Source organism: Alishewanella sp. HL-SH05, assembly GCF_052655985.1.
Genome location: NZ_CP199753.1, coordinates 219,639 through 237,287 on the forward strand (window position 1 = coordinate 219,639; position 17,649 = coordinate 237,287).

The following is a 17,649-nucleotide window of genomic DNA, read 5'->3' on the forward strand; positions in this document are numbered from 1 at the left end:
CACTAAAATAACTGAGGGGCTGAAAAGCCCCTACTTGGTATTGTGCGGTTACACGTCTAAGTTTGCGACGTATAAAGCATTCTCTTCTATAAAGGCTCGCCGTGGTTCAACGTGATCCCCCATCAGGGTTGAAAACAGTTGATCAGCACCGATAGCGTCCTCGATCCTTACCTGCAGCATCCGGCGATTTTGTGGGTCCATGGTGGTTTCCCAAAGCTGATCGGGGTTCATTTCCCCTAGCCCTTTATAACGCTGAATATACAAACCGCGCTTCGACTCAGACATTAACCAGTCTAAGGCTTCACGGAATGTGGCTACTGGTTTCACTTTCTCGCCACGACGGATATAACCGCCTTCTTCGATTAAGTCACGGATCTCATCACCTAAGGCTGCTAGGCTTAAATAGTCACGAGAGGTAATAAAATCGTGATGTAACAAGTATTCGTTATCGATACCATGCTGACGAATAATCACTTTTGGCTGGAATAACTGCCGCTCGCGATCTTCTACCACATCGTATTTATAAATTGAGCCGTCACCTTCTTTCTCATCTAAACGCTTCGCTAAGGTTTTTACCCATTCTTCTACCGCCGTTTGATTTTTCATTGTCTCAGTGGTTAAACCGGCAATATAAATCAGTTCGGTTAGTAAGTTCTGTGGGATCTTACGGCTTAAACGTTGGATGATGCTGGTAGCTTTATGATATTGACGAACCAGCTTTTCCAGTGCTTCACCACCAATGCCGGGGGCATTTTCATTAACATGCAAATAAGCTTCATCTAAAGCCAGTGTCGTTAAGTATTCAACTAATGAGGGCTCATCTTTAATATACTGCTCTTGCTTGCCTTTTTTCACTTTAAACAGCGGTGGCTGGGCAATATAGATGTAACCACGTTCGATCAACTCAGGCATTTGCCGATAGAAGAACGTCAGTAATAAGGTACGAATATGCGAACCGTCAACGTCAGCATCCGTCATTAATACGATGCTGTGATAACGTGTTTTGTCTGGGTTATATTCTTCGCGACCAATACCACAACCTAAAGCCGTGATTAAGGTGCCCACTTCTTGTGAAGATAGCATCTTATCAAAACGCGCTTTTTCAACGTTTAAGATTTTACCTTTTAACGGCAGAATAGCTTGGTTTTTACGGTTACGGCCTTGCTTGGCTGAACCACCCGCAGAGTCACCCTCTACAATGTACAGTTCAGATAACGCCGGATCTTTTTCTTGGCAGTCGGCTAATTTACCCGGTAAACCGGCAATGTCTAGCGCCCCTTTACGGCGTGTCATTTCACGCGCTTTACGCGCGGCATCACGCGCACGTGCTGCATCAACAATCTTACCCACGATAATTTTGGCATCACCTGGGTTTTCTAACAAATACTCGTTGAGCTTTTCACCCATGACGCTTTCAACAGCAGAACGGACTTCTGAAGAAACCAATTTGTCTTTCGTTTGCGAACTGAATTTTGGATCAGGCACTTTAACACTGATCACCGCCGTTAAACCTTCACGGGCATCATCACCAGAAGCTTGTACCTTCATTTTTTTCGCATAACCTTCATGCTCAATGTAGGTATTTAGAACGCGGGTTAAGGCACCACGGAAGCCTGCTAAGTGAGTACCACCATCACGTTGCGGTATGTTGTTAGTAAAACAAAATACGTTTTCTTGATAGCTGTCGTTCCATTGCATCGCCACTTCAACTGAAATACCGTCTTCGCGCTGATCAGAAAAATAGAACGCTTTTGGATGCACGCTGGTTTTACTACGATTCAAATACTGTACAAAAGCTTCGATACCACCTTCATACTTAAAATGGTCGCTTTTATCGTTACGCTCGTCGGTTAAGATAATACTTACGCCCGAGTTTAAGAACGACAGTTCGCGTAAACGTTTCGCTAAAATATCGTAGTGATAATTGATGTCAGAGAAAATAGTTGGGCTTGGCCAAAAACGAATGGCCGTACCTGAACCTTCTGTTTCACCGATTACCGCTAAAGGTGCTTGTGGTACACCCAGATGATAAATTTGGTTATGCACTTTGCCTTTACGGCGAATGGTCAGTTCTAATTTGTCAGATAAGGCATTTACAACGGATACGCCCACACCGTGCAAACCACCTGATACTTTATAAGAGTTATCGTCAAATTTACCGCCGGCATGCAGCACGGTCATGATAACTTCAGCGGCTGAGACGCCTTCTTCGTGCATATCAGTAGGTACGCCACGACCGTTATCACGAACAGAGACCGAACCATCACTGTGAATGGTGACCCAGATGTCAGTACAGTAGCCTGCTAAGGTTTCATCGATGGAATTGTCGACCACCTCGAACACCATATGGTGTAAACCCGTACCGTCATCGGTATCACCGATATACATACCGGGTCTTTTACGTACTGCATCCAGACCTTTTAATACTTTAATACTTGAGGAATCGTAATTATGCTCTTCGGCCATCTCTATCTGTCCGTGCTTGTTATCTGACCGTGTTCCACGTGAAACATTTGCCGGCGCGAAGCCGGTATAAAAGGTGAAACCTGATCAGCATTAATTGCTGTTATAAAAACCTGCGAATTAATATTGTTTAAATAATTAAAAACCGTTTGGGTGGAACTGGCATCCAACTCGGATGCTAAATCATCAATCAATAACAAGGGCTGTTTCTTGCCGCTGCTACCTATCACATTGTTTTGTGCGATTTTAAGCGCAAATAATAACACTTTTAGCTGTCCACGGGATAATACTTCTTCAACCACTAACTGCTTTCTTCGAAGTTTTAAATCCGCTTTTTGTGGGCCATATTGAGTAAAACCCTGCCGCATATCTTGCTGAAAATTTTGTTCTAACAGTTGCTTCAAATCGGCTGGACTTTGCACCCGCTCAGGCCAACCCGCTTGTAATTGCAAACTCACTTCAGCTAACAGGGAATTACCCTCTACTAGCTTCAAATATTCATGTTGCAGCAGACCGATATAATGCTCTCGCAACGATTGTAACTGCCAAGCCAGACTGACTAATTGCTGGTCCCAATAATCAAATTGCTGATCATAAGCCCGGCTTTGCTTTAACAAGGCATTACGTTGTTTCAGAACCCGACTAAACTGCAACCACACGGTATAGAAGGTAGGTTCCACGTGGAACACACCCATATCAAAATATTGACGACGCTCTTTCGGGCCACCAAAAAATAATTTAAAACTGTCAGGCGTAATTAATTGCACCGGCAACAAAGCCGCAAAATCGGCTAACTTGCAGTTACTGGCCGCATTTAACCGCAATAGCAATTCGGCTTGCTTGTCGCGTTGCAAGCCTAAGCTAAAGGTTTGTTCAGCATCGGCAACCTTAGCATGCAGGACAAAATGCTCTTGCTCGTATTGAATTAAACGTTGATGCCGACTACTTCTGAAGGAACGACCATGAGCCAGATAATAAATTGCTTCTAATAGGCTGGTTTTACCGCTGCCATTCTCACCGAAAATCAGATTGCACTGCGCATGCGCATTAAACTGCAGTTCCGAAAAATTACGGAACTGCTTAAGCTGCAGCGAGATTAACGACATGCTTTAGACAACAACAGAATTATAAGCGCATTGGCATGACAACGTAGGCAGCACCAACATTACCCACACCTTCTATTAAGGCACTAGAATTGGAATCATTTAAATTCAGGATCACCAGATCAGTATTCAAGCTATTTAACACATCCAATAAATAACCGACATTAAAACCAATTTCGAGGTTATCCCCTTCGTACTCCACTTCGATCACTTCTTCTGCTTGCTCGTGCTCAGGGTTGTTCGCCACAATCTGCAGTTCAGAAGAACTTAGAGTAAAACGCACACCGCGGTATTTTTCATTCGATAAAATAGAAGCGCGAGTGCAGGCATCTTTTAATACGGTACGATGCGCGGTCACTTGCTTGGTACTGTTGCGCGGCAACACACGACGGTAATCGGGGAAACGGCCATCAATTAATTTACTGCTAAAACTAAAACTGCTGTCACTTAAACGAATGTGATTTTGGCCAAGGCTCAAGGTGACCAACTGCTCATCATTCGCCAACAAGCGCATAATTTCTAAAACACCTTTGCGTGGAATAATAATCTGCTTTTGTTGGCCAGCATAAGACGGCAACGCTAAGGTACTCATGGCTAAACGATGACCATCAGTAGCCACTGCAGATAAGTTGCCGTTATCCACTTCAAACAACAAACCATTTAAGTAATAGCGTACGTCCTGATTGGCCATCGAAAAGGCCGTATCATCTAATAACTTGCGCAACTGTTGGCGAGTCAATGATAACTCAACCTCACCTTGCCAGGTTTCTAAATTGGGGTATTCAGCAGCATTGAGCGTGGATAACGTAAATTTGGTTTTGCCACTGCTTAAAATACAATTTTCACCTTGCACCTGCACGGCAATATCGCTGTTTTCCGGTAAGCTGCGGCAAATATCTAACAGCTTTTTTGCCGGCACAGTAATCCGCCCTGCACTGTGTACTTGCAATTGTACCGTGCTAGCAACCAACTCCACTTCTAAATCGGTACCGGTCAGTGACAGTGTATCGGCGCTAACATCCAATAACACATTCGATAAAATTGGCAAATTATGGCGGCGTTCAATAGCACCCGATACCATTTGTAGCGGCTTCAGTAAGGCGTCACGGTTAATCACAAATTGCATAACAAAACCCTGTTAAGACGATAATGTTCGAATAAGATTTTGGAAATCTTCTTTAATTTCATGTGTTTCTTCTTTTAGCGATTCAATCTTACGACAGGCATGAAGCACAGTTGTATGATCGCGACCACCAAAGGCATCCCCAATTTCTGGCAAACTATGGTTGGTGAGTTCTTTCGCTAATGCCATCGCCATTTGCCGCGGTCGCGCTACCGAACGAGAACGCCGTTTCGACAGTAAATCCGCTATACGGATTTTGTAGTATTCGGCTACGGTCTTTTGAATATTTTCAATGGTCACCAGCTTATCTTGTAGGGCTAATAAATCGCGTAAAGCTTCCCGCACAAAATCAATGGTAATGGGCCGGCCGGTGAAATTAGCATTAGCAATCACCCGATTCAAGGCGCCTTCGAGTTCGCGAACATTTGAGCGCAAACGCTTGGCCACGAAAAAAGCCACTTCTTCCGGTAGACGGATCTGATTTTCTTGCGCTTTTCGCATTAAGATCGCCACCCGGGTTTCAAGCTCAGGTGGCTCGATAGCGATAGTCAGACCCCAACCAAAGCGTGATTTTAAGCGATCTTCGACACCATCAATTTCTTTGGGGTAACGATCGCTGGTTAAAATGATCTGTTGATTGCCTTCTAACAAGGCATTAAAGGTATGAAAGAATTCTTCTTGGGAACGTTCTTTGTTGGCAAAGAATTGAATATCGTCAATAAGTAACGCATCAACTGAACGATAATAGCGCTTAAACTCTTCTATAGCATTGTTTTGTAACGCTTTTACCATATCCTGCACAAAGCGCTCTGAATGCATGTATATCACTTTTGCATCCGGTTTCTTCGCTAAAATGCCATTACCAACCGCATGTAATAAATGCGTCTTACCTAAACCTGTACCGCCATAGATAAATAATGGGTTATAAGCCGTGCCAGGGTTGTCAGCCACCTGTGAGGCTGCCGCCCGAGCCAATTGGTTCGATTTACCCTCAACAAAGTTAGTAAAGGTGTAATTTGCGCGCATATTGGAGCGCACTATGGTTTTAGGAACCGGTTCTGCAATTTCTCGCGAAGCGACAGCTACCTCAGACGGCATCAGATGAGGTTGTGGCGCGGGAGTAGCTTTAACGTTATTTTGGCTAGTACCCACATCAAAGCGTAAACGCGGTGCATTGTCACCACAGTAATCGCGGATCAGTTCAAGGATCCGGTTTAGGTATTTTTCACGCACCCAATCCAGTACAAAACGATTCGGTGCATACAACGTCAAAGCGTCAGCCGAGCTGTCAGCCTGCAAAGGACGGATCCACATACTAAAGTGTTGCGCGGGGAGTTCTGCTTGCAAAGCTTGCAGACAATTTTGCCAAACGGACTGATACACCTGATCTCCTGAAGCCTGAATTATAATGATCGATAAGGCTGGTGTAGAAATGCCAAACGGCATTATCGTATGATCTTATCCACAACTTCAAGATTGACTTTTTAAAAAAGCCTAACAACACCCCCGCCAACACGCTATACCATTGTATTAATTGGTTATTATACTGTTATTCTATTTAAGAATACTCAAGCTAAAACTGGGTTAAATCTGGCTTAAACAATAAATAACTCACACTTTATTCGTAAAAGATCGCCTAGGCTGTGGAAAACTTTAGTAAAACTGGGATCGCGACTGGCTAGGATCGTAATTAAAGCAAGGATCGCATTGACTTTAGGGCGCAGAGTACTTAAAATTCGCGCTCATTTTTGTCAGCTGCGTTTTGGTGTATTTGCTAAAACACAGGTAACCTTAGTAAATATTTCGACCGGACGGATGAAATTATGAGTAAAAGAACCTTTCAACCAAGCGTATTAAAGCGCAAGCGTAACCACGGTTTCCGCGCCCGCATGGCCACTAAAAATGGTCGTGAGGTGTTAGCACGTCGTCGTGCTAAAGGCCGTAAACGTTTAACAGCCTAAACTGGTCGTTAAACGCTGCGTGCCCAGCTTCAGATTCGGCCGGGAGTTACGTCTGTTAACTCCCAGTCAGTTTGATAATGTTTTTCAAAACCCGTTTCGGGTCGCATCTCCCCTATTTACCATTCTAGCAAAGCCCAATCAGTTAGCTCATCCACGAATTGGCCTTACTATCGCCAAAAAACGTGTTAAATTAGCCGTGCACCGCAATCGTATTAAACGATGTGTGCGCGACAGCTTTCGTTTGCATCAGCATCAGCTTCCCGGTGTGGATCTGGTACTCATGGTAAAAGGGGATATTAGCAACACCCCTAATGATGAATTACTGAAACAACTGGAACGGCTATGGCAGAAGATCGCTCGCCAATACACCGCTTTATCGTTTGGTTGATGCTCGGCCTAGTCCGAGGTTATCAATTATTGATAAGCCCGCTATTGGGGCCACGCTGCCGATTCCACCCAACTTGCTCAAATTATGCTATTGAGGCCATTGGTCGCTTTGGTGCAGCAAAAGGGGCTTGGTTAGCCAGCAAACGCATATTAAAATGTCATCCGTTTCACCAAGGTGGTGAAGATCCCGTTCCTGATAAGCATAATGAGAAAAGCTAACCCATGGATTCACAACGCAGTTTTCTAGTAATTGCCCTGGCAATCGTCAGTTTTTTCCTCTGGCAGGAATGGCAAAAAGATTATGGTCCGCAACCGGCGGTAGCCACTCAACAGGTCAGCAGCACGGTAAGTGGCAGTGCTAACAATGGCAGCTCGGCATCAATGTTAATGGATAGCCCTGACACGCCGGCGGTAGCCAACAGCACGCCCAACATTGATCAAAACCGTCGCATTAAAGTTAGCACTGATGTGTTTGAACTTGAGATTGATAGCCGCGGTGGTGATATTGTCAGTGTTAAATTGCCTGAACATAACTTAACCAAAGACAGCAACACTCCTTATGTATTGATGCGTCAGCTTCCTGGTTTTGAATATGTTGCGCAATCTGGTTTGATTGCCCGTGACGGCCCAGACCGCACTGAACGGCCATTGTATCAAGTTGAAAAAACTCAATATCAAGCTCAGGGTACTGAACCCTTAGTGGTGCCACTGCGCTTAACGCACAATGGCATGCAAATCGAAAAACGCTTTACCTTTACCCCAGGACAATATGATGTCCGGGTAGAATATTTTATCGTCAACAACAGCGATGAAATCAAAACGGTTCAGCCTTATCAGCATTTATTACAAAATATTGATAGTGGCGAAAGCGCCAGCATGTTTATGCCGATATACCGCGGCGCCGCTTTTGGAAGCGGCGAAGAACGCTATAAAAAGTATAACTTTGAAGACATGCAGAAAACTAACCTGAGCGTCAGCACTCAAGCAGGTTGGGTTGCCATGTTAGAGCATTACTTTGTTGCTGCCTGGATCCCAGACCCAGCAGGCACTAACCAGTTATACAGCCGCATCCACGGCACGAACAAAGGCGTTATTGGCGCGCTGGGCACTGCCATTGATATTGATCCGGGCCAAAGCGCCAGCATCACAGCCACATTTTATGCTGGCCCTAAAGTCCAGGACGAATTAGCCAAATTAGCCAATGGCTTAGACCTTACCGTTGATTACGGTTTCCTGTGGTTTATCTCACAATTACTGTTCTGGCTACTGACTAAAATTCAGTTATTTGTTAGCAACTGGGGTTTAGCGATTATCTGTATTACGTTAATTGTTAAAGGCGCAATGTTCCCGCTGACGAAGATCCAATATGAGTCGATGGCGAAAATGCGTAACTTGAAGCCGAAAATTGAAGAGCTACAAGCACGTTACAAAGACGATAAACAGAAAATGGGCCCAGCGATGATGGAATTATATCGCAAAGAGAAAGTAAACCCGATGGGTGGCTGTTTACCCATGCTCATCCAAATGCCTATTTTCTTAGCACTGTACTGGGTATTTGTTGAAAGTATTGAACTACGCCATGCGCCATTTATGCTGTGGATCACCGACTTATCAACTAAAGACCCATACTATGTGTTACCGGTGTTGTTTGGTTTGAGTATGTTTATGATGCAGAAACTCACGCCAATGCAGGTCACCGATCCTTTACAACAGAAGCTGATGATGTGGATGCCTGTCGCGTTCTCCGTATTCTTCTTCTGGTTCCCAAGTGGCTTAGTATTATACTGGTTAGTCAGTAACTTAATCTCACTTGGCCAGATGCTGTATATTTATCGCGGCATGGAGAAAAAAGGTCTGCATACCCGCAAAACCTAATACCGCGCAACTTATCCCTTGCGGATAAGATGTTCTACACTAAGCCTGTTAGCATTATGCAGCAGGCTTTTTTTATCCCAGAGGATGTTATGTTTAGCACTGATACTATTGCCGCTTTAGCCACTGCCCCAGGTCGAGCCGGAGTAGGCATTATTCGTATTTCTGGCCCCGATAGCAAAGCGGTGGCTCAAGCCATTCTGCATAAAATCCCTAAACCCCGTGCGGCCGAATATTTAGGCTTTTATGCTAAAGACCAGCAATTACTGGATCAAGGTATAGCGTTGTTCTTCCCAGGCCCAAACTCGTTTACCGGCGAAGATGTGCTGGAATTACAAGGGCATGGCGGGCCAGTACTACTAGACATGTTACTTAAACAAGTGCTGCAATTACCCAATGTACGCATTGCTCGCCCTGGCGAATTTTCAGAGCGCGCGTTTTTAAACGATAAACTCGACTTGGCTCAAGCCGAAGCCATTGCCGATTTAATTGATGCCAGTAGTGAACAAGCCGCTCGCTGCGCCATGCAATCCTTACAGGGTGAGTTTTCACGACGTATTCATGAATTAGTTGAAAAAGTGATTTATCTGCGAATGTATGTTGAAGCGGCTATCGACTTTCCAGATGAAGAAATTGATTTTCTATCAGACGGCAAAGTCGCCACAGACTTAGCTGACATTATCGACTTTTTAGCCACCGTGAAGAAACAAGCGGCACAAGGCAGTATTCTTCGTGAAGGCATGAAAGTGGTCATTGCTGGCCGGCCAAATGCCGGAAAATCCAGTTTATTAAATGCCTTAGCCGGGCGTGAAGCAGCAATTGTTACCGACATTGCCGGTACGACCCGTGATGTTTTACGCGAACATATTCATATCGACGGCATGCCGCTGCATATTATCGATACCGCTGGTCTGCGCGAAGCCAACGACCAAGTTGAACAAATTGGTATTGAGCGAGCATGGAATGAAATCGCCCAAGCCGACAGAGTACTGTTTATGGTGGATGGCACAACCACTACTGCCACCGACCCCCGCGAAATTTGGCCAGACTTTATTGATCGCTTACCCGCTAATTTAGGCGTAACGGTGATCCGCAACAAAGCCGATCTTACCGGCGAGCCCATGACACCGGACCAACAAGCAGCAGCTCCGGTTTATCGTTTATCGGCTAAAACCGGTGATGGTATTGATGCGCTGCGCGAACACTTAAAACAATGCATTGGCTTTGATGCCAGCACTGAGGGCAGCTTTCTGGCTCGACGTCGCCATTTAGATGCACTGGATCGCGCGGCGGAGCATCTGAGTACTGGCCAAGAACAACTGCACAGTTATATTGCAGGTGAAATCCTGGCCGAAGAATTAAGGCTAACTCAACAACATCTGAATGAAATCACTGGCGAATTTAGTAGTGATGACTTACTCGGACGCATTTTTAGCTCATTTTGTATCGGTAAATAAGCTTACTCTGCTAACTGCCACTGTGCTTTGCTCTGGCTTAATACGCTACGCTCAGCCGTGTCAGTTAGCTCGACAATCACTTTGTGATTTTTTAACTTATCAAACAACTGCGCTACCCTAACCTGCTGTAATGATGCTAAGGGGCAACCTGCATGACCATAAATACGCACCGACTGCTGGCCGGCATACACCTCGCGTTCTAAATGCACTACCGGTAACACTTCTACTGGGCAATCAGTATTAAATTGCAGCATGTTATTAATCACATTGTTAAAGGGAACTTGCTGGGCTAACAACGCATCCGCATCGAGTAAGCGCCCAGTATTATCCATCATAAAAGGCGCTAATACGGCCAAATCATGTTCGGCTAGCAACCAACTCCAATCAAATTCTGCGGGGTGATCCGCACCACTGCTCATTTGCACCCAACTGGTGCTAAATTTGTGTGCCTGCGAGGGCCAAGCAAACAAAAGGCTAATGATTAAACCAGAATAAAGTAAGGCCTGTTTCATAGTGCAAGCTCCTGTGCTGCTGCAAGTAATTGTTTATCGAATGGCTCTTGTGCCACAGCCATATTTTGTTTAGCCCAATATCGAGCCTTTTCGCCATCTGGCGCAACATAACTAAAGTAATAGGCAATATCTGCGGTATGTAAGGCATCGGCGCGTAACTCTCGCAAATGCATACGCTGCGCAGTCACCTCGCGCCAGCATTGCTGCTCGCCAAGTTGAGCTTCAGCATAGGCAACCCGCACTAACAGGCTATCAGAGGGTAAGGCATCCACTTTTGGGCAAACGCCAGAGAGCGCTAACACTTCAGCAGCTCGACCGGTTTGCAGCAAAATATCCAGCATTTGCCGTTGCATCACTTCCGGTTGCTGAAAATAGTTTGGGTAATCCAACCACTCTAACGCTTCGTTATAACGCCCTAACAAATGCGCTTGCTCAGCTAAGATTTGTAGTCGCCATTGCTGTAATGCCTCAGTTGAATTGCTATTACGTAAATGCAGCTGTTGTAAACGGGTATAACTGCTTTCTAATTGCCCAGCTCGCCCCTGTACTTCGAGTAAACAGGTTGCCACGACATCAATTTGACTATAGCCGGTTAAAGCACGACAAGCCTGTGTTGCTCGCGCTAAATCATCGCGCGTTAACGCAATACGCGCTTGCATCAAATACACCGGCTCGTGTAACTGCTGCAACGCCAATACCTGCTCTAAAGCCGTTAACGCTTCAGCAAAACGATGTTCGAACTGTAATAAATCGGCTTGTGCCAACCACCACTGTGCTTGCTCTATTGCCGGCAATGAAGCTAACCGCGGCGCCATCAACTGCCATAGTATTTCGGCATCTTCATGCAACTGATGCTGCGCAGCTTGCTTGCCCTGAATGACTAACTCAGCATAATGCTCAGCTTTAACAGCCGTGGCGGCGGCAGAGCCGCACACCACGCTAAACATCACGCCTATGGCAAAACGCCAGTAGGTGCTTTTACTCATTGTTCGCCACCACGCCCGCAGCCACCAGATCGGCAAACTCTGCGGTATCTAACACGTCTTGGTTAAAATCGCGGCCATTGACCGACAACGGCTTACTTTGCGCATCTTGCGCATACGCATCACGCACTGCGCTTCTTAACGACACTTGTAAAGTCGTGACTTGCACACTAACGGTTGCCGTTGTGCTCAACTTGCCATCCGACACCGTAAATTTGAAACTGTCGCTACCGACAAACTCAGCATTGGGTGTATAAGTAAAGACACCATCGATAGCAATCAACACCTGACCATTTGCTGGTTCAGTATTACTGCTATAACGAAGATTATCCCCTTCGGCATCCACCGCAGTTAATCGCGCTGTAACCGCGGTATCTGTCCGAGTGGTTATCGACGATGCGGCCGCTTGTGGCGCCGTATTAACCTGGGGTGTCACCGCTTTATCAGCGGAGTCATTACAGGCGCTCACCAACAATACTGTGCTTAAGGCCAGACACAGCTTAGATTTTTTGCTTAACATGCTGCGAACTCCTTATTGTGGTGAACCGGCTAATGGCGCGATCAAATACGGAAAACTCGTGTTCATAAAGCTGGCATCTATCGGTGCACCATCAGTAAAGGGCGCAGTACCCACATTGGCATCTTCTGGCTGACATAAGCCCAGATTGGTCGGTGTGCCAGCTACCGGAATATCATGACATAACGCCCCCATCACCACGCGCAGTGCAATATCTACCACATCATCACCAGGACGACGGCCATTTGGGAAACCGGCTAAATCATTACCCGCCACGCCAAAATTAGATTGCTGTTCAGCAGGGGTCGCTGGGATCATCGTGTTTAAGCGCAACATTTCTGACGCTGTCACTATCGATTGCTGATTGACACCAGCAAAACCGGTTAAGAAGGCGGCAACCAAGTCAGTACGTGGGTAATGTGTTGGCGCGATAGTGTCAAATGACGTACCTAAAGTGGCGTTAACGGCATCTTTAAACAATAAATCCAGAATAATCGGTAAGGTTGGATTGGTTACATAAGTCGCAAATTGGCCATCAGCCGACGGATGTGCGCTTGAAAAACGATCTTTATCGTCAATACCAATAACTAACTCATTCACCAGTGGTGAGCCTAAACGTGACACTTGTACTAAAGCACCACCGTTTACTTCCGGTTTTTCCAAGGTGGCATTCGGGTTTAAAATACGTGCTTGCGGTAAGCTGGCCGTCGTCCATGCCCCAATAACACCGTTACCAGAACCCGTAATACACGACTTAGGTACTTCTAAAGCAATGGTATTAACGTTTTTATCGTTTAAATCATCATTAGCGGTTGATTGGGTAATACCGCCAGGGAAACCATTACCATCACCCGCACCTGGCGTACTGTCACCTTCTACGGGAACATAATTCACTAAATCAAAGGTTTCGCCTAAATTAACAGTGAAGGGATCTTTACGCTGACCAACAAACACCCGGCCCATTGCATTACAATTTGGAATGGAGACATCATAAATATACTGATCGGCATACGCAGAGTATTCTGCTGTGTTACCAAAGGTTTTTTCACCCACATAAGCATAAGGCTTCACAAACTCTGTTTGGCCATTAGCGCCTGTAATCGCACTACGAGCGCCGGTTCTTTGCGAGCCAGTCACTAAGCTCATGCTGTAGGTTTCACTGTAATTTAACGCACCGTTATTACCTGCGCTGATTGGGCCAACATGTTTCAACGGTACACTGACCATCACACCATTTGGGCCAACCGGTAACTTAATACCACCATTGGGCAGTTTATTATTAAAGCGAAATTCAAAGGTAAAATCTTCCATCGCATCGCCGTTGGCATCGATATGCAAGGCATACACTGCTGCTGGATCCATCGCGAAATAATTCGGGCCACCGTAGCTATCTTGCAACGGAATATAATTGGCAATAATGGTGACATAATCACTGCGACCCGATTCATAACTATTAAAAATATAAAAATCGGTGGAATCAATCGTAGGTAAGCGTGTCACATTGGGCGCTTCACGGTGGCTAGAAGCAAAAGCAGTGGTGGTGGTTGCCAAGGCAGCTAATAGTGCAGTAGCAATAACGGTTTTCCTATTCATCTTGTTGTCCTCTCAATCGTTTTTTGATTATGACACCCAACAATTTTTGTTAGGTCTGCTTAAGCAACGATTGAGTGGACGTATTAGATGCAACTATTTTTAAATTATTAATAAATCCGTCGTAAATAATACCGGACCGGTTGGAAATGGCTCAGGTGAACCGCCTAAAGGTTCACGACTGACCGCCAATGCGCCCACTAAAGCCAAATCAATTTTATCGGTTAATGCTAATAACACTTCACCCTGTTGCGGCAATAACCCTAATGACACCGGTGCCGTTCCATCAGCCGGTAACATCCATAACTGATAATCTTCATTAGCCAGTGGTGCAATCGCGCCGACAGCCGCAACTTTAAGTTGCTGATCGCGCTGCTCAATTAACCACAGCGTACGAGCATCCGCGTTTTGAATCACGGCTATACGTTGTGGGCTTGGCGTGATGCTCGGATCGGGACTTACTAGCATGAACACATTCACCAGTAAAACGATACTGGCCATTGCGCCTAGCAGCCAAGACCAATTAAAACGATTCACCGGGCGCGCTTGCACCCAGCCTAAACGTTCTTGAATGCGTTGCCATACCTGAGCAGGGGGTTGTCGCAAAGGGATCACATCCGTTAACTCGTGTAGATGCTCTTCCCAAAACGCCACTTCATCACGTAAAGCCGGAATATCCATCAGTAGCCGCTGAAATCGTCGCCGCGCTAAACCACGCATACTACCAAGCACGAAGCGGGCGGCCAATTGATGTTGTAGTTCTGTCGACTGATACTTCATCGTTGTAAGCACCTTTTTAAGCTATCTAGGCCGCGGCGGATCCAGCTTTTCACCGAACCTAATGCCTCACTAATATGCTCACTGACTTCTTGATGACTTAACCCACATACAAACGCTAATTGAATACACTGGCGCGTAGTAGGTTGTAATTCGTCCATGCACATCCGCAGGTTCTTCGACTGACCTAACGACTCAATAGTTGACTCAAGCATATCGGCAGCAGGTAACTCATCAAAATCATCAGCTGACAATTCTTGATTAGCGCGATTACGCAGTAAATCAATGGAGCGATAACGCACAATACTGATCAACCAACTCATTACCGAGCCTTTTGAAACCGAATAATCTGCGGCACGATGCCATACTTTAATAAAGGTATCTTGCAGCGCTTCTTCTGCCCAATCTGACCGGCGCAGCATGGTGTAACTGACCGAAAACAACTTTGCAGAGGTGGCTTCGTATAAACGACGAAATGCCGCGGTATCGCCCAAAGCAATTTGTTGCAAATCGCGTTCGAGCAGTTGGGGGGTAGACATAACAAAAACTCCTTATGGCCTAATAGCATACTAAAATTCGAATAAGCCGAGTTTTTGGATGCAATTATTTTAATTATTATCGCCAGCAGGCAAACTGAACATTCATGGCTACGCTAATTCACTGTATTGGGTATAGCATTTTTTTACGTATTATCAAGTTGTTGTGCCGTACGATCCGTAAACTTGAGTAGCGTAATCAGTAAAGCACCAAAAGCGACAAAACCCGCGGCTAAATATAAACCGATCGAAAAGTGGCCGGTCAACTGGGCTAAATAACCGGTTAGCGCCGGTGCAATCACTTGCGCACTACCATAAGCTAAAGTCATTTTCCCCATCAATTTTGCCGGTTTACTCGGGTATAAGCGCCCTGCCATGGTTAACACCAAACTGACCACCGCAACAAAGGTCGCCCCAAATAAAGCCGCACTGGCTAATACTACTGCCAAGTTGTTAAACCATAACGGAAGTAGAATGGCGAGAGTTTGCAGCCATAACGCGAAAATAATCGCCGTTAAATAGCCCGTTTTACGGGCGACCCGATCCCAAAGTAATACGGCGGGCGCACCCGCCAAACCTAAGATGATAAAACTGATGTTGCCACTACCGGCAAGCCCTGGCATCCGCTCGACAATAGTCACAATAAAGGTCGCACTAATCACATAGCCGTAACCCGCACAAAAATAACTCAGCAACAATAAACGTAAAAATCGTTTAGTCGGTGGCCGATCCGCACTGGCTGAGGTATTGCTTACAGGGCTAAACACGGGTTTCGGCAGCCAACGCCATGCTGGTATCGCCAGCAATAGCCCTAACAGCGCAAATAATTGCCATTGTAGATGCCAATCCAGCTGTAACCGGGCCATGCTTTCCACTAAAAAAGCGGCCAGGGCGATACCTAAACCCAAACCAGCAAAATGCACTCCCAGCTCGGCACGATGCTGATGGCTAATTAACCAATGCATAATCAGCGCTGAAGCGATTAACATGGAACCTGCACTGCTGAGCCCAGCGAGAAACCGCCAAAATGACCACAGATATAGGTTTTCCGTGAAAGCCATGCCTACCGTACTTAGCACGGCTATCAATAAACCGGCTCGGTATAAGCGATCTTTTACGGTCAAATTAGATAAACGGGCCGCGAGTAACGCACCTGTCATATACCCTAGGTAATTCACCGCAGCTAGATATCCACCACTGGCATCATCTAACGCGGTATGTTGCTGCATTAATGGTAATAAAGGCGTGTAAGCAAAACGAGCAATACCTAAGCAAAGTAGCTGGCTAAAAAAGCCAGCTAGCAACACTTTAATCCGCAGGGGTAACATCATAAAGCTGCGTTCCTATAGGCTTAGGAGAAATAAATCGCCGCTGCTATGCGGCTATAGTAGTCACTCGCCTAATCGCGCGCGTAAGTTGCCGTTAACGTAGCCTTTGCTAAGGCCATCGCATTTAGCATAAACCCCACTACTGCGGCGCTGGCGCCCTCTGGTGCAGGTAATGCTTCTTCTGGTAAAGCCCAGATCGTAAATTGATAACGATGCATGCCATGGCCTTCTGGTGGACAAGCACCACCAAAGGTTTTCATACCATAATCATTAGTAAAACTACGACAACCCAGCGGTAAACTGCCCGTCCCTGCTCCTTTGGCTAAGCAGGTTGCGGCCACAGGGATATCGGTGACAATCCAATGCCAAAAACCTGAGCCGGTCGGCGCATCAGGATCAAACACCGTCAATGCAAAACTTTTGGTCTCTGCTGGCGCATTACGCCAATGTAATTCAGGTGAAATATTTTGGCCGTTACAACCAAAGCCATCAAATTCATGCTGCTTTGCCATAAAATGCCCTTCGGCAATATCTGGGCTGCTTAAGGTAAAGGTGTTTTTACTCATACTTCACTCCTAACAAAGGCAACTTTATGATCTAACTAAGGTTAACTGAGTTTTTGTAAAAATTGATAAAAGGCACTTTTCGGTAAAGCACCGGCTTGCTGCGCCAATGTTTGACCTTGGCGTATCACTAAAATAGTGGGAATAGAACGAATAGCAAAGCGTGCTGCTAAGGTTTGCTGCTGTTCTGTATCAATTTTACCAAAACGAAATTGTGGTTCTAACTCAGCAGCGGCTTGGCTGAATATCGGCGCAAAACTTTGACAAGGGCCACACCAACTGGCCCAAAAATCAATGACTAGAGGTAATTCCGATTTTTCAGCATGGGCGACAAAGTTGGCACTTGTTAAAGTTAATGGCTGGCCTGTGAATAAAGCTTGCTTGCATTTACCACAACGGGCAGTGTTGGCCGCTTTGTCCGCCGGAACACGGTTTAAACCATGACAAAATGGGCAAGCTATAATCATGTGTCACTCC

General features: G+C 45.8%; 18 protein-coding genes. 5 read left to right on the top strand and 13 right to left on the bottom strand.

Annotated elements, in window-relative coordinates:
* Nucleotides 1–48: 48 nt before the first annotated feature.
* The 4 genes from gyrB to dnaA are packed head-to-tail and all read right to left on the bottom strand — an operon-like array spanning nucleotide 49 to nucleotide 6,072.
* Nucleotides 49–2,466, bottom strand: a complete 2,418-nt coding sequence (gene gyrB, locus ACUJFL_RS01075; RefSeq protein ID WP_306177483.1) for a DNA topoisomerase (ATP-hydrolyzing) subunit B — start codon at nucleotides 2,464–2,466, stop codon at nucleotides 49–51.
* Between the two features lie 2 nt (nucleotides 2,467–2,468).
* Complete coding sequence (recF, locus tag ACUJFL_RS01080; RefSeq protein ID WP_445428236.1) at nucleotides 2,469–3,569, bottom strand: DNA replication/repair protein RecF; 1,101 nt, start codon at nucleotides 3,567–3,569, stop codon at nucleotides 2,469–2,471.
* A 19-nt stretch (nucleotides 3,570–3,588) separates the two neighbouring features.
* On the bottom strand, nucleotides 3,589–4,692 hold the full coding sequence (dnaN, locus tag ACUJFL_RS01085; protein WP_226750679.1) for a DNA polymerase III subunit beta: 1,104 nt from the start codon (nucleotides 4,690–4,692) through the stop codon (nucleotides 3,589–3,591).
* Between the two features lie 12 nt (nucleotides 4,693–4,704).
* A complete protein-coding gene (dnaA, locus tag ACUJFL_RS01090; protein WP_226750678.1) occupies nucleotides 4,705–6,072 on the bottom strand; it encodes a chromosomal replication initiator protein DnaA in 1,368 nt (455 codons plus the stop codon).
* A 440-nt stretch (nucleotides 6,073–6,512) separates the two neighbouring features.
* On the opposite strand from dnaA, the gene rpmH reads away from it, so the two are divergent.
* The 5 genes from rpmH (at nucleotide 6,513) to mnmE (ending at nucleotide 10,366) form a co-directional block, all read left to right on the top strand.
* Complete coding sequence (rpmH, locus tag ACUJFL_RS01095) at nucleotides 6,513–6,650, top strand: 50S ribosomal protein L34 (RefSeq protein WP_226750677.1); 138 nt, start codon at nucleotides 6,513–6,515, stop codon at nucleotides 6,648–6,650.
* A gap of 19 nt (nucleotides 6,651–6,669) precedes the next feature.
* Nucleotides 6,670–7,038 carry a ribonuclease P protein component gene (gene rnpA / locus ACUJFL_RS01100; protein ID WP_226750676.1) on the top strand — a complete coding sequence of 123 codons (369 nt, stop codon included), beginning with the start codon at nucleotides 6,670–6,672 and terminating at the stop codon, nucleotides 7,036–7,038.
* Nucleotides 6,993–7,256, top strand: coding sequence for a membrane protein insertion efficiency factor YidD (gene yidD, locus ACUJFL_RS01105; protein ID WP_226750675.1), 264 nt, complete (start codon nucleotides 6,993–6,995; stop codon nucleotides 7,254–7,256). Before rnpA ends, yidD begins: the two co-directional genes overlap by 46 nt.
* 3 nt (nucleotides 7,257–7,259) lie before the next feature.
* Nucleotides 7,260–8,912, top strand: coding sequence for a membrane protein insertase YidC (yidC, locus tag ACUJFL_RS01110; protein ID WP_445428237.1), 1,653 nt, complete (start codon nucleotides 7,260–7,262; stop codon nucleotides 8,910–8,912).
* A gap of 89 nt (nucleotides 8,913–9,001) precedes the next feature.
* Nucleotides 9,002–10,366, top strand: coding sequence for a tRNA uridine-5-carboxymethylaminomethyl(34) synthesis GTPase MnmE (gene mnmE, locus ACUJFL_RS01115; protein WP_226750673.1), 1,365 nt, complete (start codon nucleotides 9,002–9,004; stop codon nucleotides 10,364–10,366).
* 2 nt (nucleotides 10,367–10,368) lie between these two features.
* On the opposite strand, the gene ACUJFL_RS01120 is transcribed toward mnmE, so the two are convergent.
* The 9 genes from ACUJFL_RS01120 to trxC all read right to left on the bottom strand — a co-directional run bounded on the left by ACUJFL_RS01120 (nucleotide 10,369) and on the right by trxC (nucleotide 17,639).
* The gene (locus ACUJFL_RS01120; protein ID WP_445428238.1) at nucleotides 10,369–10,878 is read right to left on the bottom strand and encodes a hypothetical protein; all 510 of its coding nucleotides are present in this window, start codon (nucleotides 10,876–10,878) and stop codon (nucleotides 10,369–10,371) included.
* Complete coding sequence (locus ACUJFL_RS01125; protein WP_445428239.1) at nucleotides 10,875–11,864, bottom strand: hypothetical protein; 990 nt, start codon at nucleotides 11,862–11,864, stop codon at nucleotides 10,875–10,877. The genes ACUJFL_RS01120 and ACUJFL_RS01125 overlap by 4 nt, the downstream gene beginning before the upstream one ends.
* Nucleotides 11,857–12,381, bottom strand: a complete 525-nt coding sequence (locus ACUJFL_RS01130) for an Ig-like domain-containing protein (protein ID WP_226750670.1) — start codon at nucleotides 12,379–12,381, stop codon at nucleotides 11,857–11,859. The genes ACUJFL_RS01125 and ACUJFL_RS01130 overlap by 8 nt, the downstream gene beginning before the upstream one ends.
* Nucleotides 12,382–12,393: 12 nt before the next feature.
* On the bottom strand, nucleotides 12,394–13,971 hold the full coding sequence (locus ACUJFL_RS01135) for a DUF4331 domain-containing protein (protein ID WP_445428240.1): 1,578 nt from the start codon (nucleotides 13,969–13,971) through the stop codon (nucleotides 12,394–12,396).
* A gap of 99 nt (nucleotides 13,972–14,070) precedes the next feature.
* On the bottom strand, nucleotides 14,071–14,748 hold the full coding sequence (locus ACUJFL_RS01140) for an anti-sigma factor (protein ID WP_226750668.1): 678 nt from the start codon (nucleotides 14,746–14,748) through the stop codon (nucleotides 14,071–14,073).
* A complete protein-coding gene (locus ACUJFL_RS01145; protein ID WP_226750667.1) occupies nucleotides 14,745–15,284 on the bottom strand; it encodes a sigma-70 family RNA polymerase sigma factor in 540 nt (179 codons plus the stop codon). Before ACUJFL_RS01145 ends, ACUJFL_RS01140 begins: the two co-directional genes overlap by 4 nt.
* 143 nt (nucleotides 15,285–15,427) lie before the next feature.
* Complete coding sequence (locus ACUJFL_RS01150) at nucleotides 15,428–16,612, bottom strand: YbfB/YjiJ family MFS transporter (protein ID WP_445428241.1); 1,185 nt, start codon at nucleotides 16,610–16,612, stop codon at nucleotides 15,428–15,430.
* Between the two features lie 68 nt (nucleotides 16,613–16,680).
* Entirely contained in the window at nucleotides 16,681–17,175 is a 495-nt protein-coding gene (locus ACUJFL_RS01155) for a YbhB/YbcL family Raf kinase inhibitor-like protein (protein ID WP_445428242.1), read from the bottom strand.
* A 41-nt stretch (nucleotides 17,176–17,216) separates the two neighbouring features.
* Nucleotides 17,217–17,639 carry a thioredoxin TrxC gene (trxC, locus tag ACUJFL_RS01160; protein WP_226750664.1) on the bottom strand — a complete coding sequence of 141 codons (423 nt, stop codon included), beginning with the start codon at nucleotides 17,637–17,639 and terminating at the stop codon, nucleotides 17,217–17,219.
* Nucleotides 17,640–17,649: the final 10 nt, after the last annotated feature.